The sequence below is a fragment of the Streptococcus sp. CF10-1 genome (assembly GCF_024295825.1).
GTDB lineage: Bacteria > Bacillota > Bacilli > Lactobacillales > Streptococcaceae > Streptococcus.
Map to the genome: position 1 here is coordinate 370,662 of NZ_JANCPQ010000002.1, position 21,876 is coordinate 392,537.

Annotated in this window: 24 protein-coding genes; 18 read left to right on the forward strand and 6 right to left on the reverse strand. The window is 38.7% G+C overall.

Annotation, left to right across the window (positions count from 1 at the left end):
* Nucleotides 1–21: 21 nt before the first annotated feature.
* The gene (locus NMM25_RS04225) at nt 22–321 is read right to left on the reverse strand and encodes a YbaB/EbfC family nucleoid-associated protein (RefSeq protein WP_000981515.1); all 300 of its coding nucleotides are present in this window, start codon (nt 319–321) and stop codon (nt 22–24) included.
* Nucleotides 322–760: 439 nt separating this feature from the next.
* On the opposite strand from NMM25_RS04225, the gene NMM25_RS04230 reads away from it, so the two are divergent.
* The 18 genes from NMM25_RS04230 to NMM25_RS04315 all read left to right on the forward strand — a co-directional run bounded on the left by NMM25_RS04230 (nt 761) and on the right by NMM25_RS04315 (nt 16,704).
* Complete coding sequence (locus tag NMM25_RS04230; RefSeq protein WP_000638514.1) at nt 761–1,468, forward strand: 2-C-methyl-D-erythritol 4-phosphate cytidylyltransferase; 708 nt, start codon at nt 761–763, stop codon at nt 1,466–1,468.
* A 4-nt stretch (nt 1,469–1,472) separates the two neighbouring features.
* Nucleotides 1,473–2,495, forward strand: coding sequence for a ribitol-5-phosphate dehydrogenase (locus tag NMM25_RS04235; RefSeq protein WP_254736051.1), 1,023 nt, complete (start codon nt 1,473–1,475; stop codon nt 2,493–2,495).
* 16 nt (nt 2,496–2,511) lie between these two features.
* Nucleotides 2,512–3,369, forward strand: a complete 858-nt coding sequence (locus tag NMM25_RS04240; protein WP_254736052.1) for a phosphotransferase family protein — start codon at nt 2,512–2,514, stop codon at nt 3,367–3,369.
* A gap of 1 nt (nt 3,370) precedes the next feature.
* Nucleotides 3,371–4,249, forward strand: coding sequence for a DMT family transporter (locus NMM25_RS04245; protein ID WP_000791842.1), 879 nt, complete (start codon nt 3,371–3,373; stop codon nt 4,247–4,249).
* A gap of 11 nt (nt 4,250–4,260) precedes the next feature.
* Complete coding sequence (locus NMM25_RS04250; protein WP_254736053.1) at nt 4,261–4,950, forward strand: sugar phosphate nucleotidyltransferase; 690 nt, start codon at nt 4,261–4,263, stop codon at nt 4,948–4,950.
* Nucleotides 4,951–5,140: 190 nt separating this feature from the next.
* The gene (locus NMM25_RS04255; protein WP_254736054.1) at nt 5,141–5,617 is read left to right on the forward strand and encodes a PTS sugar transporter subunit IIA; all 477 of its coding nucleotides are present in this window, start codon (nt 5,141–5,143) and stop codon (nt 5,615–5,617) included.
* Between the two features lie 37 nt (nt 5,618–5,654).
* A complete protein-coding gene (locus NMM25_RS04260; protein ID WP_000590551.1) occupies nt 5,655–5,960 on the forward strand; it encodes a PTS sugar transporter subunit IIB in 306 nt (101 codons plus the stop codon).
* Between the two features lie 55 nt (nt 5,961–6,015).
* On the forward strand, nt 6,016–7,491 hold the full coding sequence (locus NMM25_RS04265) for a PTS galactitol transporter subunit IIC (protein ID WP_254736055.1): 1,476 nt from the start codon (nt 6,016–6,018) through the stop codon (nt 7,489–7,491).
* Between the two features lie 107 nt (nt 7,492–7,598).
* Complete coding sequence (locus tag NMM25_RS04270) at nt 7,599–8,495, forward strand: aldose 1-epimerase family protein (RefSeq protein WP_254736056.1); 897 nt, start codon at nt 7,599–7,601, stop codon at nt 8,493–8,495.
* A 289-nt stretch (nt 8,496–8,784) separates the two neighbouring features.
* A complete protein-coding gene (lacA, locus tag NMM25_RS04275) occupies nt 8,785–9,210 on the forward strand; it encodes a galactose-6-phosphate isomerase subunit LacA (protein ID WP_000029277.1) in 426 nt (141 codons plus the stop codon).
* A 148-nt stretch (nt 9,211–9,358) separates the two neighbouring features.
* Complete coding sequence (gene lacB, locus NMM25_RS04280; protein WP_001216921.1) at nt 9,359–9,874, forward strand: galactose-6-phosphate isomerase subunit LacB; 516 nt, start codon at nt 9,359–9,361, stop codon at nt 9,872–9,874.
* 10 nt (nt 9,875–9,884) lie between these two features.
* Nucleotides 9,885–10,814 (forward strand): tagatose-6-phosphate kinase, encoded by a 930-nt coding sequence (locus NMM25_RS04285; protein ID WP_254736057.1) that lies wholly within the window; start codon nt 9,885–9,887, stop codon nt 10,812–10,814.
* Nucleotide 10,815: 1 nt separating this feature from the next.
* Nucleotides 10,816–11,796 carry a tagatose-bisphosphate aldolase gene (gene lacD / locus NMM25_RS04290; RefSeq protein WP_254736058.1) on the forward strand — a complete coding sequence of 327 codons (981 nt, stop codon included), beginning with the start codon at nt 10,816–10,818 and terminating at the stop codon, nt 11,794–11,796.
* 234 nt (nt 11,797–12,030) lie between these two features.
* Nucleotides 12,031–12,867: a PRD domain-containing protein gene (locus NMM25_RS04295; protein WP_254736059.1), complete on the forward strand. Its 837-nt coding sequence runs from the start codon at nt 12,031–12,033 to the stop codon at nt 12,865–12,867.
* Nucleotides 12,868–12,902: 35 nt separating this feature from the next.
* The gene (locus NMM25_RS04300; protein ID WP_001078319.1) at nt 12,903–13,220 is read left to right on the forward strand and encodes a PTS lactose/cellobiose transporter subunit IIA; all 318 of its coding nucleotides are present in this window, start codon (nt 12,903–12,905) and stop codon (nt 13,218–13,220) included.
* Nucleotides 13,220–14,914 carry a lactose-specific PTS transporter subunit EIIC gene (locus NMM25_RS04305; protein ID WP_254736060.1) on the forward strand — a complete coding sequence of 565 codons (1,695 nt, stop codon included), beginning with the start codon at nt 13,220–13,222 and terminating at the stop codon, nt 14,912–14,914. The genes NMM25_RS04300 and NMM25_RS04305 overlap by 1 nt, the downstream gene beginning before the upstream one ends.
* An 84-nt stretch (nt 14,915–14,998) precedes the next feature.
* Nucleotides 14,999–16,405 carry a 6-phospho-beta-galactosidase gene (gene lacG, locus NMM25_RS04310; protein WP_254736061.1) on the forward strand — a complete coding sequence of 469 codons (1,407 nt, stop codon included), beginning with the start codon at nt 14,999–15,001 and terminating at the stop codon, nt 16,403–16,405.
* A 41-nt stretch (nt 16,406–16,446) separates the two neighbouring features.
* Nucleotides 16,447–16,704 (forward strand): DUF3884 family protein, encoded by a 258-nt coding sequence (locus NMM25_RS04315; protein WP_254736062.1) that lies wholly within the window; start codon nt 16,447–16,449, stop codon nt 16,702–16,704.
* Nucleotides 16,705–16,807: 103 nt separating this feature from the next.
* Here NMM25_RS04315 and NMM25_RS04320 read toward each other — a convergent pair whose 3' ends face one another.
* The 5 genes from NMM25_RS04320 to nrdH form a co-directional block, all read right to left on the reverse strand.
* Nucleotides 16,808–17,575 (reverse strand): DeoR/GlpR family DNA-binding transcription regulator, encoded by a 768-nt coding sequence (locus NMM25_RS04320; protein WP_254736063.1) that lies wholly within the window; start codon nt 17,573–17,575, stop codon nt 16,808–16,810.
* 136 nt (nt 17,576–17,711) lie between these two features.
* A complete protein-coding gene (nrdF, locus tag NMM25_RS04325) occupies nt 17,712–18,674 on the reverse strand; it encodes a class 1b ribonucleoside-diphosphate reductase subunit beta (RefSeq protein WP_254736064.1) in 963 nt (320 codons plus the stop codon).
* 3 nt (nt 18,675–18,677) lie between these two features.
* Complete coding sequence (locus NMM25_RS04330; RefSeq protein ID WP_254736065.1) at nt 18,678–19,067, reverse strand: hypothetical protein; 390 nt, start codon at nt 19,065–19,067, stop codon at nt 18,678–18,680.
* 18 nt (nt 19,068–19,085) lie between these two features.
* Nucleotides 19,086–21,245 carry a class 1b ribonucleoside-diphosphate reductase subunit alpha gene (nrdE, locus tag NMM25_RS04335; protein WP_254736066.1) on the reverse strand — a complete coding sequence of 720 codons (2,160 nt, stop codon included), beginning with the start codon at nt 21,243–21,245 and terminating at the stop codon, nt 19,086–19,088.
* 85 nt (nt 21,246–21,330) lie between these two features.
* Nucleotides 21,331–21,549 carry a glutaredoxin-like protein NrdH gene (nrdH, locus tag NMM25_RS04340; protein ID WP_000259238.1) on the reverse strand — a complete coding sequence of 73 codons (219 nt, stop codon included), beginning with the start codon at nt 21,547–21,549 and terminating at the stop codon, nt 21,331–21,333.
* Nucleotides 21,550–21,876 lie beyond the last annotated feature (327 nt).

The following is a 21,876-nucleotide window of genomic DNA, read 5'->3' on the forward strand; positions in this document are numbered from 1 at the left end:
ATGTTTCTCTTTTTTTGTGGATCAGAACGGCAATTTTCCAGCGAAAGCTCCTAGTTTCTTCTTAGTCGTTTCATCAATTTGTTCAAGTGCTGCGTTAATCGCTTGCGCAGTCATGTCAGAAAGGGTTTCGAGATCTTCTGGATCTACAACTGCTGGGTTGAAGTCAATGCTGACAACTTTTTTGTCTCCAGTCAGAGTTGCTTGGACAAGGTCTTGAGCAGATTTTCCAACAAATTCCATGGCAGCGAGTTCTGCTTGACTTTGTTCCATTTGTTTTTGAAGTTTTTGTGCTTGGCGCATCATGTTTTGCATGTTCATCATGGCGGTTTATAGTTTCCTTTTTCTATTATTTTCCTTTTTATTTTAACAATTTTAGGTGGAAAAGTCTATTATTTGTTTAATTCATGAGATATATGAGCTTTAATAATGAATCCCTCAAACAACTTTTAAGAAATTTACTATGCACACCTAGTATTCTTTGCTAAACAAATAATTTTGTTTAAGCTTTTTTTAAGATTTGTGTTATATTCTAAAGAACTCTATGTTAACCGAACGTTAAACAGAGAATATAGAGGATAACCTAATTATATTTCTTAATTTGTTATGTTCTTTCCAGATTTAGTAAGACATTGTTCACTTTTTAGCTTAAATGGTGTGTTGATTAGACTAAATGACGCTCTGTCTTTTCTTCATGATGGAGGCAGATTGTGATATAATAGATGGTAATGAGTTTTTTAGAATAAACTAAAGGAGAATATAAATGATCTATGCAGGAATCCTAGCCGGAGGAACTGGCACACGCATGGGAATCAGTAATTTACCAAAACAATTCTTGGAGCTGGGTGATCGACCTATTTTGATCCACACAATTGAAAAATTTGTTTTGGAACCAAGTATTGAAAAAATTGTAGTTGGAGTTCATGGAGACTGGGTGTCACACGCTGAGGACCTAGTTGACAAGTATCTTTCTCTCCACAAGGATCGTATCATCATTACAAAGGGTGGTGCTGATCGCAATACCAGTATCGAGAAGATTATAGAAGCTATTGATGCCTATCGTCCAATCACTCCAGAAGATATTGTGATTACCCACGACTCTGTTCGTCCTTTTATCACACTTCGCATGATTCAGGACAATATCAAACTGGCGCAAAATCATGATGCGGTTGACACAGTAGTAGAAGCAGTTGATACCATTGTTGAAAGTACTAATGGTCAGTTTATCACGGATATTCCAAATCGTGCTCACCTCTATCAAGGTCAAACACCTCAGACATTCCGCTGCAAGGATTTCATGGATTTGTATGGTTCCCTATCTGACCAAGAAAAGGAAATCCTGACGGATGCATGTAAGATTTTTGTTATCAAAGGAAAAGACGTTGCCCTAGCTAAAGGGGAATATTCAAATCTTAAAATCACAACTGTGACAGACTTGAAAATCGCGAAAAGCATGATTGAGAAAGACTAAGGCTATGATTAATCAAATTTATCAACTGACCAAACCAAAGTTTATCAATGTAGAATACCAAGAAGAAGACATTGATCAGGAGAATCATATCCTTATTCGTCCAAATTATATGGCGGTTTGTCATGCGGATCAACGTTACTATCAAGGGAAACGCGATCCAAAGATATTGGCTAAAAAGCTTCCTATGGCGATGATTCACGAGTCTTGTGGAACTGTTATTTCCGATCCCACTGGGACTTATGAAGTTGGTCAAAAGGTGGTCATGATTCCAAATCAACCGCCTATGCAGAGTGGCAAGGAATTCTACGAGAACTACATGAAAGGGACCTACTTCCTATCTAGTGGCTATGATGGCTTTATGCGAGAATTTGTTTCTCTTCCCAAAGATCGTGTTGTGTCTTATAATGACATCGAGGACACAGTTGCCGCCATTACCGAGTTTGTGAGTGTCGGTATGCATGCCATGGATCGTTTCTTGAATCTTGCCCACAGCAAGCGAGAGCGCATAGCTGTTATCGGAGATGGTAGTTTGGCCTTTGTGGTTGCTAATATTATCAATTACACTCTACCAGAAGCAGAGATTATCGTCATTGGTCGCCATTGGGAAAAGCTGGAGCTCTTCTCTTTTGCAAAAGAGTGCTACATTACTGATAATATCCCAGAGGATTTGACCTTTGATCATGGATTTGAGTGTTGCGGTGGCGATGGTACAGGCCCAGCTATCAATGACTTGATTCGCTATATTCGTCCACAGGGAACGATTCTCATGATGGGAGTGAGTGAGTACAAGGTTAATATCAATACACGAGATGCTTTGGAAAAAGGATTGTTATTAGTAGGCTCATCTCGTTCAGGACGCGTCGATTTTGAGAAGGCCATTCAAATGATGGAAGTTAAAAAGTTTGCGAATCGTCTGAAGAATATCCTTTATGTTGAAGAGCCTGTGAGAGAAATCAAGGACATTCACCGTGTCTTTGCTACAGACCTTAATACTGCTTTCAAAACAGTATTTAAGTGGGAAGTGTAGAAGATGGAGGTTAATTGTGGAGAAACTCATCAAAGAAAAAATTTCTTCTTTACTATCTGATGAAGAGGAAGTACTCAGTGTTGAACAGCTGGGAGGCATGACCAACCAAAACTATTTGGTTAAAACAACCAACAAACAGTATATTGTGAAATTTTTTGGTAAAGGGACTGAAAAACTCATCAATCGTCAAAATGAAAAGTACAATCTTGAACTTTTAGAGGATTTAGATTTAGATGTCAAAAATTACCTCTTCGATATTGAGTCAGGGATTAAAGTAAATGAGTACATCGAATCAGCAGTAACTCTTGATTCAACATCAATCAAGTCCAAGTTTGAAAAGATTGCACCAATTTTACAAACCATCCATGCTTCAGGGAAAGAATTAAGAGGAGAGTTCGCTCCTTTTGAGGAAATCAGCAAATATGAATCCTTGATTGAGGGACCTATCCCTTATGAAAACTATGAAGCTGTAAGAAAAGATGTATTTTCACTAGAAAAGAGATTGGCTGATTTGGGTGTTGATAGAAAGTCCTGTCACATCGATTTGGTACCAGAAAACTTTATCGAGTCACCACAAGGTCGTTTGTATTTGATTGACTGGGAATACTCTTCTATGAATGACCCGATGTGGGATTTGGCAGCTCTTTTCTTAGAGTCTGAATTTACAAAGCAAGAGGAAGATGCTTTCCTTTCCTACTATGAAAGTGACAAAACGCCTGTATCACGTGAGAAGATTCGTATCTATAAAATCTTGCAAGATACTATCTGGAGTTTGTGGACAGTGTACAAAGAAGCTCAAGGGGCTGATTTTGGAGATTACGGTGTCAATCGTTACCAAAGAGCTGTCAAAGGTTTGACTTATTATGGAGGTTAGGATGAAGAATAAAAATGGTGTTTCCTTTGGTCTGCTCTCTGGTATCTTCTGGGGATTAGGTCTAACGATTAGTGCTTATATCTTTTCAATTTTTACAAATCTTTCCCCCTTTGTGGTGGCTGCTGCTCATGATTTCTTGAGTATCTTTATCTTGTTAGCTTTTCTTTTGGTAAAAGAAAGAAAAGTTCGTCTTTCGATTTTCTTAAATATTCGAAATGTGAGTGTAATTATCGGAGCTTTACTAGCAGGACCAATAGGTATGCAGGCCAATCTTTATGCGGTTAAATATATCGGTAGTTCACTAGCTTCATCTGTATCAGCCATTTACCCAGCAGTTTCAGTTTTGCTAGCCTTCTTCATTTTGAAACACAAGGTTTCAAAGAATACAGTATTCGGTGTTTTCTTGATTATTGCAGCGATCATTGCTCAAACCTACAAGGTTGAACAAGTTAACTCGTTTTACATTGGAATTCTTTGTGCCCTTATCTGTGCCATTGCCTGGGGGAGTGAAAGTGTTCTCAGCTCCTATGCTATGGAAAGTGATTTAAGTGAAATTGAAGCCTTGTTAATCCGACAAGTAACCTCATTCTTGTCCTATCTTGTGATTGTGCTCTTTTCACACCATTCATTTGCAGAAGTGGCAGATGGGCAATTATTCGGCCTCTTGATTGTCTTTGCGGCCTTTGATATGATTTCCTACTTAGCTTATTATATCGCCATTAATCGTTTGCAACCTGCGAAAGCGACAGGTTTGAATGTGAGCTATGTAGTTTGGACTGTCTTATTTGCAGTTATTTTCTTGGGTGCACCGCTAGATATGCTGACAATCATCACTTCACTTATTGTTATGGCTGGTGTTTATATTATTATTAAAGAATAAAGGAGATTCGTGTGAAAGCGATTATTTTAGCAGCGGGCTTAGGAACTCGTCTGCGCCCTATGACTGAAAATACCCCAAAAGCTTTGGTTAAGGTTAATCAAAAACCCTTGGTAGAATACCAAATCGAGTTTTTGAAAGAGAGAGGAATTGATGAGATTATCATCGTTGTCGGTTACCTCAAAGAACAATTTGACTACCTAAAAGAAAAATATGGTGTCTGTTTAGTCTTTAACGACAAGTATGCTGATTACAATAACTTTTACTCACTTTATCTAGTAAAAGAAGACTTAGCTAACAGCTATGTCATCGATGCAGATAACTATCTTTTCAAAAATATGTTTCGAAACGATCTTAAACGTTCTACCTATTTTAGCGTTTATCGTGAAGACTGTACCAACGAGTGGTTCTTAGTTTATGGTGATGACTACAAGGTTCAAGACATTATTGTTGACAGCAAGGCTGGTCGCATTCTGAGCGGAGTTTCATTCTGGGATGCACCAACTGCTGAGAAGATTGTTGGCTTTATTGACAAAGCTTACGAAAGTGGTGAATTTGTTGATCTCTACTGGGACAACATGGTTAAGGATAATATCAAAGAATTGGATGTCTATGTCGAAGAATTAGAAGGAAATAGCATCTATGAAATTGATAGTGTAAAAGATTACCATAAATTAGAAGAGATTTTATCTACTATTGAGTAAGGAAATAGAAGAAGGCTTGGGCCTTCTTTTTTTGTGTATTTTATAACAAGAATGTTTGATATTGATTGTATTCTTTAAATGAAACAAAAATTACAAAAAAATGAACAAAATAAAACAAAAATTATTGACAACGATTTCATATAGTGTTATACTTATTTCATAAAAGATAATTGAAAGAAGGGAAAATGTTATGGGATTAGATCATTTCTTTGACAAAAACCTGGTGTTTTGCTTAGAAGCGGATAATCAAGAACAACTCTTTGATCAGGTAGCAAGCTTGTTGGAAGAACGAGGAATTGTCACTCCAACTTATCGTGAAGCCTTGATCACGCGTGAAAAGTCATTTCCAACTGGTTTAGATATGGAATTTCTAGGAAAGGACTTGCCAAATGTAGCAATTCCTCATACAGATATTGTTCATAATCTAGCTGAGAAAGTGGTGGTTGTTCGATTAGAAAAACCAGTAACTTTTCACAATATGATTGCTCCTGATAAGGAAGTAGAAGTATCCCTACTCTTCTTTATCATTAACAACTCAAGTTCAAGTCAAACAAATATTCTGGCTCAGTTGATGGACTTTTTCACAGGAAATGGACATCTGGAAGACCTATCAAAAATTTCCGAACCAGAAAAACTTTATGCTTACATTTCCGAAGCAACCGCTTAATCTTGTCTATTAAAAAATAAAATCGGAGGAAATCCAAATGATTAAAATTCTTGCTGCCTGCGGTGCAGGTGTTAACTCAAGTCACCAAATTAAAAGTGCTCTAGAAGAAGAACTATCAAATCGTGGTTATGACGTTCACTGTGATGCAGTCATGGTGAAAGATGTAAACGAAGACCTTATCAAGGGATACGATATCTTCACGCCAATCGCTGCAACTGACCTTGGTTTTGAACCAGGAATTCCAGTAATTGAAGCTGGACCAATCTTGTTCCGTATTCCAGCGATGAGTGCTCCAGTATTTGACAATATTGAAGCAGCTATCAAAGAACATGGACTAAGCTAATTTATCCTTTATCTTGTTAACATTCATATAACTTAGAAAAACGGGAGGAACTATTATGGATGTCATTATCGAACTAGCCAATAAGCTGTTCAAACCTATCTTGGATATGGGTGGACCAATCATCATGCTGATCATTTTGACAGTATTGGCTCTGCTTTTTGGAGTGAAATTCTCCAAAGCGCTTGAAGGTGGTATTAAACTTGCCATCGCCCTTACTGGTATCGGTGCTATCATCGGTATGCTCAATGGAGCTTTCTCAGCATCACTTGCGAAATTCGTTGAAAACACTGGTATCCAATTGAACATCACTGACGTTGGTTGGGCACCACTTGCAACCATCACTTGGGGTTCTGCATGGACACTTTACTTCTTGCTTGTAATGTTGATTGTCAACATTGCGATGCTTGCAATGAAGAAAACAGACACACTTGATGTTGATATCTTCGATATCTGGCACTTGTCAATCACTGGTCTTTTGATTAAATGGTACGCAGACAACAATGGAGTTAGCCAAGGGGTTTCACTCTTCATCGCAACTGCAGCAGTTGTCCTTGTAGGTGTTTTGAAAATCATCAACTCTGACTTGATGAAACCAACATTCGATGACCTTCTTAATGCACCAAGCTCATCACCAATGACTTCAACACACATGAACTACATGATGAACCCAGTTATCATGGTCTTGGATAAGATTTTTGAAAAATTCTTCCCAGGTCTTGATAAATATGACTTTGATGCCGCTAAATTGAACAAAAAAATCGGTTTCTGGGGATCTAAATTCTTCATCGGTTTCATCCTTGGTATTGTTATCGGTTTGATGGGGACTCCACATCCTGTTGAAGGACTTAAAGATGCTGCAAACTGGCAAGAAGTTATTAAAGGTTGGTTGTCTCTTGGTTTGACAGCCGGTGTAGCTTTGGAACTCTTCTCACTTATCGGATCATGGTTCATCGCAGCCGTAGAACCACTTTCACAAGGTATTACAAACGTTGCTACTAAACGTCTTCAAGGACGTAAATTCAACATCGGTCTTGACTGGCCTTTCATCGCTGGTCGTGCTGAAATCTGGGCTTGTGCAAACGTACTTGCTCCAATCATGCTAGTAGAAGCTGTGCTTCTGTCAAACGTCGGTAATGGTATCTTGCCACTTGCAGGTATCATCGCTATGGGTGTAACTCCAGCTCTCTTGGTTGTTACACGTGGTAAATTGCTCCGTATGATTATCTTCGGAACACTCTTGTTGCCTCTCTTCCTTCTTTCAGGTACTCTTATCGCACCATTTGCAACAGAACTTGCTAAAGGTGTAGGTGCCTTCCCAGAAGGTGTGAACCAATCTCAATTGATTACCCACTCAACTCTTGAAGGACCAATTGAAAAACTATTTGGTTGGGCAATCGGTAATGCTACAACAGGTGATATCAAAGCAATCCTTGGTGCAGCAGTCTTCCTTGTATTCTATGTAGGTATCTTTGCTTGGTATAGAAAACAAATGATCAAACGTAACGAAGAATACGCAGCAAATGCTAAATAATCCGCTCCTATAAAATGTAAATTGTGAAAACTAGGTTGTTAATTTCCTACATTGGGAGTGGCAACCTAGTTTTTTATATAAAAATCTAAAAATAGTTGGAGAACATTATGGTAATTGAAATCAAATCAGACCAGTTAACGGTCCAGTTTAAAACCTTAGGTGGCGCCTTGTCGTCAATCAAGGATCGAGAAGGAATTGAGTATCTGTGGCAAGGAGATGCAACTTACTGGAGTGGACAAGCGCCAGTACTTTTTCCAATCTGTGGCTCTTTAAGAGAAGATACAGCCTTCTACAGTCACGAAGATGGAACGGAGACGAAAGGAAACATTCCTCGTCATGGTTTGGTTCGTAAAAAAGAATTTGACTTAGTTGATCAAACAGAAAACAGCGTAACCTTTGCTATTGAAGATGATGAGAATACTTATCAGAACTACCCTTATCATTTCCGCCTTGAAATCACTTATCTAGTGAATGGCAAGACTGTCCGTACTCAATACAAAGTTTTCAATAGAGAAACTAATAAAGTAATGCCATTCTTTATAGGAGGACATCCAGGATTTAATTGTCCTCTGCTAGATGGCGAAACTTATGAAGATTACTATTTAGAGTTTGAGAAAGAAGAGACTTGCTCTGTTCCCCGTCCTTTCCCAGAAACAGGAATGTTAGACTTCCAAGATAGAAGTCCATGGTTGGATGGGCAAAAAGAATTAGACCTTAGCTATGATTTGTTTAGCACAGATGCAGTGACTTTGGATGAGTTGCAATCCAGAACAATTGCCCTTCGTTCTCATAAACATGAGAAGGGATTAAAAGTACATTTCCAAGAGTTTTCAAATCTCATCATCTGGTCAACTTTGAATAAGGGACCTTTCATTGCCTTTGAACCATGGTCTGGCTTGTCAACACCTCTTGAAGAAGGAGATCATTTAGAAGATAAGAAGAATGTTCGTCTCCTAGAACCTGGTCAAGTAGATCAGATTGGCTTTGATATTGAAATATTTTAGTTAAAAAACCACAAAAAAACAAACATTTACTGTTGACTTTTTATAAAAATAGGAGTATATTATGTTTTGTAAGCAACAAATGATGTTTGCAACAAACAAATAATCACTTGTTATATTCTCTTTCGAGGAGAAAGTTTGTTTCTAGGAACTTGATTTCCTGGACTTGGATAAGGTGATATTCATCTCATTCAATCAAATTTGTCAATAAACTGCTAGAAAATCTTTTGTAGGTAAACTGCTAATTATAAAAGTCTTTACTAGCCTAGAAAAATAAAAAGGAGTATACAATATGTCTATTGTTATCGGTGCAGATGCTGCAGGTTTGAGATTGAAAGAAGTTGTGAAAGACTTCTTGGAAAAAGAAAACTTCCACGTTGTGGATGTTACAGCTGAAGGTCAAGACTTTGTTGATGTGACTCTTGCTGTTGCTGCAGAAGTAAACAAAGAAGAACAAAATCTTGGTATCGTGATTGATGCTTATGGTGCTGGTCCATTTATGGTCGCAACTAAAATTAAAGGAATGGTTGCTGCAGAAGTTTCAGATGAACGTTCAGCTTATATGACTCGTGGACACAACAACTCACGTATGATCACTATGGGTGCACAACTTGTTGGTGATGAATTGGCTAAAAATATTGCTAAAGGATTTGTTAACGGCAAATATGACGGTGGTCGTCACCAAATCAGGGTCGACATGTTGAACAAAATGTGCTAATACTCTTCAAAAATCAAGATAATCTGTCGTCAGCTCACTTTAGCTAACTTCAGTTATGCTTGCAGCTCGCTTCCTAAGCTAATCTTGATTTTTCTTGAGTAAGGATAAATGATATTAGATTTATATAATTAATCGGAGGGAATAACTAATGAGAATTGCAATTGGATGTGACCACATCGTAACAGATGAAAAAATGGCGGTTTCAGAATTTTTGAAATCAAAAGGATATGAAGTCATCGACTTTGGTACATATGACCACACACGTACTCACTACCCAATCTTTGGTAAAAAAGTTGGTGAAGCCGTTACAAGCGGTCAAGCTGATCTTGGGGTATGTATCTGTGGTACTGGTGTTGGTATCAACAACGCTGTAAATAAAGTTCCAGGAGTTCGTTCTGCCTTGGTTCGTGATATGACAACAGCTCTTTATGCAAAAGAACAATTGAATGCCAACGTTATTGGTTTTGGTGGTAAAATCACTGGTGAATTGCTCATGTGCGACATCATTGAAGCTTTCATCAATGCTGAATACAAACCATCAGAAGAAAACAAAAAATTGATTGCGAAAATCGAGCACGTTGAAACTCACAATGCTCATCAAGCAGATGCAAACTTCTTTACAGAATTCCTTGAAAAATGGGATCGCGGTGAATACCACGACTAAGAGGTGACGCATGATTTTAACAGTCACAATGAATCCATCCATTGATATTTCTTATCCTTTGGATGAATTAAAAATTGACACTGTCAACCGTGTGGTGGACGTGACCAAGACAGCTGGTGGTAAAGGGCTCAATGTTACACGAGTTCTTTCAGAATTTGGTGATTCTGTTGTTGCTACTGGTTTGGTCGGTGGTAAACTTGGTGAGTTTTTAGTAGAGCATATTGACGATAAAGTAACGAAACGTTTCTTCTCCATTCAAGGAGAGACTCGTAACTGTATTGCTATTCTACACGGTGAAAACCAAACAGAAATCCTTGAAAAAGGTCCCGAAGTTCTAGAACAAGAAGGGCAAGATTTCTTGGCTCATTTCGAAAATCTCCTTGACACTGTGGAAGTAGTCGCTATCTCAGGTAGTCTGCCAGCTGGGCTTCCAGTTGACTATTATGCAAGCTTAGTAGAACTTGCTAATCAAGCAGGCAAACCAGTTGTTCTAGACTGCTCAGGTGCTGCCCTTCAGGCGGTTCTTGAATCACCACACAAACCAACAGTTATTAAACCAAATAACGAAGAATTGTCTCAGCTTCTTGGGAAAGAAGTTTCTGAGGATTTAGATGAATTAAAAGAAGTTCTTCAAGAGCCTTTATTTGCAGGGATTGAGTGGATTATCGTTTCACTTGGTGCAAATGGTGCTTTTGCAAAACATGGTGATACTTTCTACAAGGTAGATATTCCAAGAATTCAGGTAGTTAATCCTGTCGGATCTGGAGATTCTACTGTGGCAGGGATTTCGTCAGGACTTCTTCATAAAGAATCGGATGCAGAACTCCTCATCAAGGCAAATGTTCTTGGTATGCTCAATGCTCAAGAAAAAATGACAGGTCATGTCAATATGGCCAACTATCAAGGTCTATACGACCAACTAATCGTAAAAGAGGTATAAAATGGTTTTAACAGAAAATAAACGCGCTTGCTTGCAAAAACTCTCAGATGAAAACGGCATTATCTCAGCTCTTGCCTTTGACCAACGTGGCGCTTTGAAACGCCTCATGGCTCAATACCAAACAGAAGAGCCAACAGTGGCTCAAATGGAAGAACTTAAAGTATTGGTTGCAGATGAATTGACAAAATATGCCTCATCTATGCTTCTCGACCCAGAGTATGGACTTCCAGCTACAAAAGCTCTTGCACCAAATGCTGGTCTTCTCCTTGCTTATGAAAAAACGGGATACGACACAACTAGCACCAAACGCTTGCCAGACTGCTTGGATGTTTGGTCTGCCAAACGTATCAAAGAACAAGGTGCAGACGCTGTCAAATTCTTGCTTTACTACGATGTAGACAGCTCTGACGAACTCAACCAAGAAAAACAAGCCTACATCGAACGCATCGGTTCTGAGTGTGTGGCTGAAGATATCCCATTCTTCCTTGAAATCTTGGCTTACGATGAAAAAATTGCTGATGCAGGTTCTGTAGAATACGCGAAAGTAAAACCACACAAAGTTATTGGTGCTATGAAGGTCTTCTCAGACCCTCGCTTTAACATTGATGTATTGAAAGTAGAAGTTCCTGTTAACATTAAATATGTTGAAGGCTTCGCTGAAGGTGAAGTGGTTTATACACGTGAAGAAGCAGCAGCCTTCTTCAAAGCTCAAGATGAAGCAACTAACTTGCCATACATCTACTTGAGTGCTGGTGTATCAGCTAAACTCTTCCAAGAAACACTTGTCTTTGCCCACGAATCAGGCGCAAACTTCAACGGAGTTCTTTGCGGCCGTGCAACCTGGGCTGGATCAGTTGAAGCTTACATCAAAGACGGTGAAGCAGCAGCTCGTGAATGGCTACGTACAACAGGTTTTGAGAACATTGACAAACTCAACAAGGTTCTTCAAACAACAGCTACTTCATGGACTGAACGTGTATAAGTTTTCCCCCTAATCTTAGGAACATTGATCTAAAAAAAAATTAAAAAAAGTTGAATGTAAAGGTTTACAAAAAAACTTACTTGTGCTATACTTAAATCACAAGTTAATACAAGGTGAGTGTTACTAAGTAATATTAGGCATGATCACAGGTGGATTAGAAATCGATAGATTTTCTAGTTCATTTGTGGTCATTTTTTATACTCATATACCTTTAAGATATAAAAGGAGGTTGCCATGTATCGAATTCTAAACCCAATGAATCATAACGTCTCGCTTGTCAGAAATGACAAAGGAGAAGAAGTGATTGTGATTGGTAAGGGGATTGCATTTGGAAAAAAGAAGGGGGATTTGATTGCTGAAAATCAGGTTGAGAAAATCTTTCGGATGAAGACAGAAGAGTCCAGAGAGAACTTTATGGCTCTGCTCAAAGATGTTCCGCTTGATTTTATCACAGTGACCTACGAGATTATTGATAATCTTTCTAAGAAATATAATTATCCGATTCAAGAATATCTCTATGTGACTTTGACAGATCATATTTACTGTTCCTATCAAGCCCTAACACAAGGAAGGTACAAGGATAGCAATCTGCCAGATATTTCTGCCAAGTATCCTGTAGCTTTTCAAATCGCAAAGGAAGCATTTGAAATTTACCGTCAGAAGCTAGCGGATCATTTTCCTGAGGACGAAATTATTCGGATTGCTTATCATTTCATTAATGCCGAAGGTGAAAATGAAGTGGAAGTTGTTGAGTCGATTGATAAGAGGAAAGAAATTCTCAGGAATGTTGAAGAAGTGCTAAAGGGTTATGCAATTCAACGAACCAAAGAGAATAATCATTTCTATGATCGTTTTATGATTCATCTCAACTATTTCTTGGATTATTTAGACAGATCTAGAGATGATAACCAATCACTTCTGGATATGGAAGATCATATTAAACAATCTTATCCAAAAGCGTTCGAGATTGGTTCCAAGATCTATGATGTGATTACGCAACATACGGGTCTTGATTTGTATAAAAGTGAACGAGTTTATCTAGTTCTACATATCCAACGTTTATTGTCATAAAAATTTAATTAAAAATACATAAGGAGAATTCTATCATGAATAGAGAAGAAGTAACATTGTTAGGTTTTGAAATCGTGGCCTATGCTGGCGATGCTCGTTCGAAACTATTGGAAGCCTTGAAGGCTGCTGAAGCTGGCGATTTTGCGAAAGCAGATAGCTTAGTTGAGGAAGCTGGTGGCTGTATCGCCGAGGCTCATCACGCGCAAACAAGTCTATTGACCAAGGAGGCAGCTGGTGAGGATTTGGCTTATAGTGTGACCATGATGCATGGTCAGGATCACTTGATGACAACTATCTTGCTCAAAGATTTGATGCACCATTTAATCGAACTCTACAAGAGAGGAGTTAAGTAATGAACAAACTAATTGCTTTTATCGAGAAAGGAAAGCCTTTCTTTGAAAAACTGTCTCGTAATATCTACCTTCGTGCTATTCGTGATGGTTTCATTGCAGGGATGCCAGTTATTCTCTTCTCAAGTATCTTTATCTTGATTGCTTTTGTACCAAACTCATGGGGCTTTAAATGGTCTGATGATGTTGTTAATCTCCTCATGAAACCTTATAGCTATTCAATGGGGATTCTAGCTCTCTTGGTAGCTGGTACAACAGCTAAGTCATTGACCGACTCAGTAAACCGTAGCATGGAGAAAACCAACCAAATCAACTATATGTCGACACTTTTGGCTGCGATTGTTGGTTTGTTAATGTTAGCAGCTGATCCGATTGAAGGTGGCTTTGCGACAGGTTTCCTTGGGACAAAAGGTTTGCTTTCAGCCTTCCTTGCTGCCTTTGTTACTGTAGCAATCTATAAGGTTTGTGTTAAGAACAACGTCACTATTCGTATGCCTGACGAAGTTCCACCAAATATCTCACAAGTCTTTAAAGATGTGATTCCATTCACTCTATCTGTTGTTTCTCTTTATGTCCTTGATTTACTAGCTCGCCATTTTGTTGGTGCAAGCGTAGCTGAATCAATCGGTAAATTCTTTGCACCATTATTCTCTGCTGCTGATGGCTATCTAGGTATTACGATTATCTTTGGTGCCTTTGCCTTCTTCTGGTTTGTTGGTATCCATGGTCCATCTATCGTTGAACCAGCAATCGCAGCTATTACCTATGCAAATGCCGAAGTCAACTTGAACCTTCTCCAACAAGGGATGCACGCTGACAAGATTCTTACTTCTGGTACACAAATGTTTATCGTTACCATGGGTGGTACTGGTGCGACACTGGTTGTTCCATTCATGTTCATGTGGTTGACCAAATCAAAACGAAACCGTGCAATCGGACGCGCGTCTGTTGTTCCAACCTTCTTCGGAGTTAACGAACCAATCCTGTTTGGTGCACCACTTGTCTTGAACCCAATTTTCTTTATTCCATTTATCTTTGCGCCAATTGCCAACGTTTGGATCTTTAAATTCTTCATTGAAACGCTTGGCATGAACTCATTTACTGCCAACCTTCCTTGGACAACACCAGGTCCGCTCGGTATTGTTCTTGGTACAAACTTCCAATTCTTGTCATTTGTACTTGCTGCTTTGTTAATCCTTGTTGACGTAGCCATTTACTATCCATTCCTCAAGGTTTATGATGAACAAATCCTTGAAGAAGAGCGTTCTGGTAAAGCCAATGATGAATTAAAAGAAAAAGTAGCTGCAAACTTCAATACTGCCAAAGCAGATGCTATTCTTGAAAAAGCTGGTGTAGAAGCAGCGCAAAACACAATCACAGAAGAAACAAATGTTCTCGTTCTCTGTGCAGGAGGAGGTACAAGTGGTCTCCTTGCAAATGCACTAAACAAAGCAGCTGCAGAGTACAAAGTTCCTGTTAAAGCAGCAGCTGGTGGCTATGGTGCTCACCGTGAAATGTTGCCTGAGTTTGATCTGGTTATCCTTGCTCCTCAAGTTGCTTCAAACTTTGAAGACATGAAGGCCGAAACCGACAAACTTGGTATCAAACTTGCTAAGACAGAAGGTGGCCAATACATTAAATTGACTCGCGATGGAAAAGGCGCTCTTGCCTTTGTTCAAGCGCAGTTCGAAGAATAAAATGTAAATAGCGAAGAAGTGAGATGGAGGAACTCCTCCCAACTATACCCCCATCTCATTTCTATTTCTTGAAAGGTGAATCAAATGACAAAAACACTTCCAAAAGACTTTATTTTTGGCGGAGCAACAGCAGCCTACCAAGCAGAAGGTGCTACACATACTGATGGTAAAGGGCCAGTCGCCTGGGACAAATACCTCAAAGATAACTACTGGTACACTGCTGAACCAGCCAGTGATTTCTATCACAAATACCCAGTTGACCTCAAACTTGCAGAAGAGTATGGTGTCAATGGTATCCGTATTTCAATCGCTTGGTCACGTATCTTTCCAACGGGTTATGGGAAGGTTAATGACAAGGGGGTTGAGTTCTATCATAATCTATTTGCAGAGTGCCACAAACGGCATGTTGAGCCCTTCGTGACTCTTCATCACTTTGACACGCCAGAAGCACTTCATTCAAACGGAGATTTCCTGAATAGAGAAAATATTGATCACTTTGTGGATTATGCAGCCTTTTGTTTTGAAGAATTTCCTGAAGTCAACTATTGGACAACCTTTAATGAAATTGGGCCGATAGGAGATGGTCAGTATTTGGTTGGGAAATTTCCTCCAGGTATCCAGTACGACCTTGCCAAAGTCTTCCAATCTCATCACAATATGATGGTGTCGCATGCGCGTGCAGTAAAACTTTTCAAGGATAAGGGATATAAGGGTGAAATTGGTGTAGTTCATGCACTGCCTACTAAGTATCCTCTGGATCCTGAAAATCCAGCAGATGTTCGTGCAGCCGAGTTAGAAGATATCATTCACAATAAATTTATTTTGGATGCGACTTATCTAGGACGATATTCTGAAGAAACCATGGAAGGTGTCAACCATATCTTAGCAGTCAATGGTGGAAGTTTAGATCTGCGTGAAGAAGACTTCGCTGTGCTAGAAGCTGCAAAAGACCTGAATGACTTCCTTGGAATTAACTACTACATGAGTGATTGGATGCAAGCCTTTGATGGCGAAACAGAAATCATTCATAACGGTAAGGGTGAAAAAGGAAGCTCTAAGTATCAGATTAAGGGAGTTGGACGCCGAGTGGCGCCTGACTATGTCCCACGTACGGACTGGGACTGGATTATCTATCCTCAAGGTTTGTATGATCAAATCATGCGCGTGAAGAAAGATTACCCAAATTACAAGAAAATCTACATCACAGAGAATGGTCTCGGATACAAAGATGAGTTTGTGGATGGGACAGTCTACGATGATGGACGGATTGATTATGTTAAGAAACATATGGAAGTGATTGCAGATGCAATCTCTGATGGAGCCAATGTCAAAGGCTACTTTATCTGGTCGCTGATGGATGTCTTTTCTTGGTCAAATGGTTACGAAAAGCGTTACGGCCTCTTCTATGTTGATTTTGAAACCCAGGAGCGCTATCCAAAGAAATCGGCTCACTGGTACAAGAAACTAGCGGAAAGTCAGATTATAGACTAGTAGAATTAGTAATTAGATATAGAATTCTAGTGAGGCAAAAGATGTTCAAAGATTTTATCCAATCAATTTATGAAAAAGTTTATATTATCAATTTTGATAAATGTTCTCAAATACCTTGTTTGACTAATGAGGAGCTGAAAAATCTTGGGAAATGGTATGTCTCTACCGGTAAAGAATGGGTTTGCCATTCAGACTATGAGCTGGAAGAATTTAAAAATATCTTTTTAAATTTTATCAGTCCTGAAGAACGGGATAATATTTCCTTTGATTCAGATTTTATGCCGTTTCAACAATCATAAAGAATCTAGGAAACTCTTTGTAAAAATCTTCATCAAAAATGCGTCATATCAAGATTCTTATTTTCTTAATATGACGCATTTTATATTTTATCAATCCTCAGTTTTATGGTTTAGAAAGAATAATTTTTGCTTGTTTCGAAAGTTGGTCGAAGGTTTCTTTACTCAGTTTGGAATCTGAAACGATGGTATCAATTTCTGAGATATTGTAGAAATTGTAAAAATCAAACTTATTAAACTTACTGTGGTCTGCCAGTAAGTATTTTTTATTGGCATTGTTCAAGGCGATTCGTTGTACCTCGCCCTCTTCTTCACTGAAAGTAGCAATTGCCTTATCCTTAATACCATTACAGCTTACAAAAGCTTTAGAAAACTGAAGATTGGTCAAATCCTGTAAGGTAAGTGTCCCTACAAAAGCACCAGTGATAGAGCGATAATTTCCACCAATCAAGATCAAATCTGTTAGTTTTCGTTCGTTTAGGATGAGAAAAACAGGAAGACTGTTTGTTACGACACGAATGTTATCAATAGGGAGCTCACGAGCAAAACATTCTAAGGTTGTTCCTGGCCCGATAAAAATAGTTTCACCTTCGTCAATCAAATGACCTGCAAAACGGCTAATTTCTTGTTTTTCAGCAATCTGCAAGCCTTGTTTTTCGACATTTGAGCGTTCGTTGTTTAATAGAGAACCTGTACGAAGTTTTTCAGCACCACCATGCACACGAACCAGCAAGTCCTTATCTGCCAATTCTTGTAAATAGCGGCGAGCTGTCATATCTGACACATCAAGACTCTCCATAATCTCTTTTACAGTAATAGTGCCTTTTGTGTTTACTGCTTCTAGAATACTATCTAGTTTTTCTTGCTTTAGCATCCTTATCACCTCGATTTCTACTATTATTATCTTACCATAAAACGCTCAATCAATCAAATAAAAAAACAAAATAAAACAAAAACAAAAATACCATGGTTGTTTTAAACAAACCATGATATTTGAATGATTGGCCAAATTAGTCTAAACCGTAGTTGTAATCCTCGTCTTGCATGGCTTCAACTTCACCAAGGAGGTAACCATTTCCGACTTGAGAGAAGAAGTCGTGGTTAGAAGTTCCTGTTGAAATACCGTTCATGATGATAGGATTGACATCATCAGCTGAATCTGGGAAGAGTGGATCTTGTCCTAGGTTCATAAGGGCTTTATTGGCATTGTAGCGAAGGAAAGTTTTAACTTCTTCGGTCCAACCAACACCGTCATAGAGACTTTCAGTATAACCTTCTTCGTTCTCGTAGAGAGTGTAGAGCAGGTCGTACATCCATTCTTTAAGTTTTTCTTGCTCTTCTTCAGGCAATTCGTTGAAACCAAGTTGGAATTTGTAACCAATGTAAGTTCCGTGAACAGACTCATCACGGATAATCAACTTGATAATTTCCGCAACATTGGCAAGTTTGTTATTACCAAGGTAGTAGAGCGGAGTGAAGAAACCTGAATAGAAGAGGAAGGTTTCAAGGAAGACACTGGCAACCTTCTTTTTAAGAGGCGTACCATTGAGGTAGATTTCGTTGATAATTTCAGCTTTTCTTTGTAGGTAAGGGTTGGTGTTGGTCCATTCAAAGATTTCTTCAATCTCAGCCTTGGTATTCAAGGTAGAGAAGATAGAAGAATAGGATTTTGCATGGACAGATTCCATAAATTGGATGTTGTTGAAAACAGCTTCCTCATGCGGTGTTCGGATGTCTGAGCGAAGCGCCTGAACTCCTGTTTCAGATTGCATGGTATCCAAAAGGGTCAAACCACCAAAGACTTTTCCTACTAAGTCTTTTTCCTTGTTTGATAGTTTTCTCCAGTCGTCTAGGTCATTTGACAAGGGGATACGCGTATCGAGCCAGAATTGCTCCGTCAGCTTTTCCCAAGTTGATTTGTCGATGACATCTTCGATGGCATTCCAGTTAATGGCTTTGTAGTAAGTTTCCATAGATTACTTCTCCTTGAAATAATGATCAAGCACCTTATCAATAACATTTACCGCAATAAATATTAGAGTTAATAAGTTAAGTTGGGGAGTGTAGTTAACATCAGTGGTAGAATTTGTAAGTATCATTAAAAATTGTAGTCCGTAAAACCCTAATAAATAACTTATTGGTAACAGCGTAATACGCTGGTCGTTTTTAAATTGTAATGAAAGATGTTTTACAATAGAGTATCCAAAACTTGTTACAGCAATGCACCAAAGATAGAGACTTTGTAGTGTGGTTTTAGGATCTAACGCAATAACAATCGTCATAATAATATAAAACATCAATAGAAAAGCTAGAGTTTCAAAAATAATATAGTTTAAATATTTATCTAGTTTTAATTTTTTATGCATACTTCCCTCCAACAAAGATTAAATCACACAACTTTCACATTGGTTAGCACCAACTTCTCCACCGTCGTCTGTAAAGGTACGGACGTAGTAGATAGACTTTATACCCTTGTTAAAGGCATAGTTACGAAGAATAGACAAGTCACGTGTCGTTTGTTTGTTTTCTTTCTTCCATTCGTAAAGACCTTTTGGAATGTCGCTACGCATGAAGAGAGTGAGTGAAAGCCCTTGATCCACGTGTTCAGTTGCAGCAGCGTAAACATCAATCACCTTACGCATATCCATGTCGTAGGCAGAAGTGTAGTAAGGGATAGTATCTGTTGACAAACCTGCGGCAGGGTAGTAGATCTTACCAATTTTCTTTTCCTGACGTTCTTCGATACGTTGCGTAATCGGGTGGATAGAAGCAGAAACATCGTTGATGTAGCTGATAGAACCATTTGGAGCAACAGCTAGACGGTTTTGGTGGTAAAGTCCATCTGCTTGAACCTTTTCGCGAAGTTCAGCCCAGTCAGCAGCGCTTGGAATAAAGACATCTTTAAAGAGCTCTTTAACACGGTCTGATTTTGGAACAAATTCGCCTGTTACATACTTGTCGAAGTAGCTACCGTTAGCATAGTCTGATTTTTCAAAGTTGTGGAAGGTGATACCACGTTCACGTGCGATATTGTTTGACTCAACCAAGGTCCAGTAGTTCATAAGCATAAAGTAGATGCTTGTAAATTCAATTGACTCAGGTGATCCGTACTCAATCAGTTGTTGGGCAAGGTAACTATGAAGTCCCATAGCACCAAGACCAAAGGTGTGGGCTAAGCTATTTCCGTGGTCTATAGTAGGGACAGCTACGATGTGTGAACTATCTGTAACGAAAGTAAGGGCACGAACCATAGCGCGGATAGAACGACCAAAGTCAGGTGAAGTCATCATGTTGACCACGTTGGTTGATCCAAGGTTACATGAAACGTCTGTTCCCATTTGAAGGAATTCTTGAGCATCGTTGATCAAGCTTGGTTTTTGAACTTGAAGAATCTCAGAACACAAGTTACTCATGATAATCTTACCATCTACTGGATTAGCACGGTTGGCCGTATCAATGTTGACTACATAAGGGTAACCAGATTCTTGTTGCAATTTAGAGATTTCAGTTTCCAAATCACGCGCCTTGATTTTTGTCTTGCGGATATTTGGATTTGAGACTAATTCATCGTATTTTTCAGTGATGTCGATGTAGTTGAATGGCACGCCGTATTCAAGTTCTACAGAATATGGGCTGAAGAGGTACATTTCTTCATTTTTACGAGCTAATTCGTAGAATTTATCGGGTACTACAACACCAAGTGAAAGAGTCTTTACACGAACTTTTTCATCAGCATTTTCTTTCTTAGTGGAAAGGAAAGCGATGATATCTGGGTGAAAGACGTTGAGGTAGACAACCCCAGCACCTTGACGTTGCCCAAGTTGGTTGGAGTAAGAGAAGCTGTCTTCGAAGAGTTTCATAACTGGTACGACACCAGAAGCAGCACCTTCATAACCTTTGATAGGAGCTCCAGCTTCACGAAGGTTGCTGAGGGAAATTCCCACACCACCACCGATACGCGAAAGTTGAAGAGCTGAGTTAATAGAACGTCCGATAGAGTTCATGTCATCAGTTACTTGAATCAAGAAACAAGAGACCAATTCCCCACGACGAGCACGGCCTGCGTTCAAGAAGGAAGGAGTAGCAGGTTGGTAGCGTTGGTGGATGATTTCATTGGCAATATCAGTCGCAATCGCTTCATCCCCGTCAGCAAAGTAAAGTGCATTAAAGAAGACTCGGTCTTCCATGCTTTCAAGGTAATATTCACCGTCATTAGTCTTCAAGGCGTACTGGTTGTAAAACTTATAGGCGGCCATGAATGATTTGAATTGGAAGTTTTGGTCCTTGATAAATTGATGCAATTCTTCCAAAAACTCTGGACGGTATTTCTTGAGAAATGCAGTTTCGATATAGTTGTGTTCAATGAGGTAGTTGATTTTATCAGTGATTGAATCAAAAACCATAGTGTTTGGAACCACATTTTCTTTAAAGAAAGCATCCAAGGCTTCCTTATCTTTATGAAGCATGATTTGTCCATTAACAGGACGGTTGATTTCGTTATTGAGACGGAAGTAAGTCACGTCTTCAAGATGTTTTAATCCCATAAAATTTTCCTTATCTAACCTGATTACAAAAGAAAGGCCTCTAAGTTAGCCCTAGAAGCAATTTCTTCTGGATGATGCGCTAAAATTATGCTAACTGTTTTAGTTTTCCTGGTTGGAAACCTGAAAAGATTTCAGTTGGTGTTTGGATAACAGGAGCAGCGCTGAAACCGAGCTCTTTAACTTGATCGATATACTCAGGTTGCTCGTCAAGATTGATCTCACGATAAGCGATATTATTACTGTCCAAGAAACGCTTGGTCATCTTACATTGGACACAGTTATTTTTAGAATAAACGGTTACCATTTTCGTAACTCCTCTTTCAAAATAGATTACTTTCTTAGTATATCAGAAAAAAAAACTTTGTCAAACTTTTTAAACTAAATCTTGTGCTAAAAAGTTACGGTTTTGAAATCAAAACACAAGATATAGTGTTTTTTGAAAACATAAATTTTGATTTCCGTTGAACTATCAAACTTTCTCAAAATAAAAAAACTACATACTGTATATTGGCAATATAAATAGAAGATTTTCAGCAAGCTATCAGAAAGGAAAACGAAGAAAATAGCAAAAATCGTAAGAACAGGAATAAGTCTAGCTGAGACAATACTTTAATAAAATAGAAACTGTAAT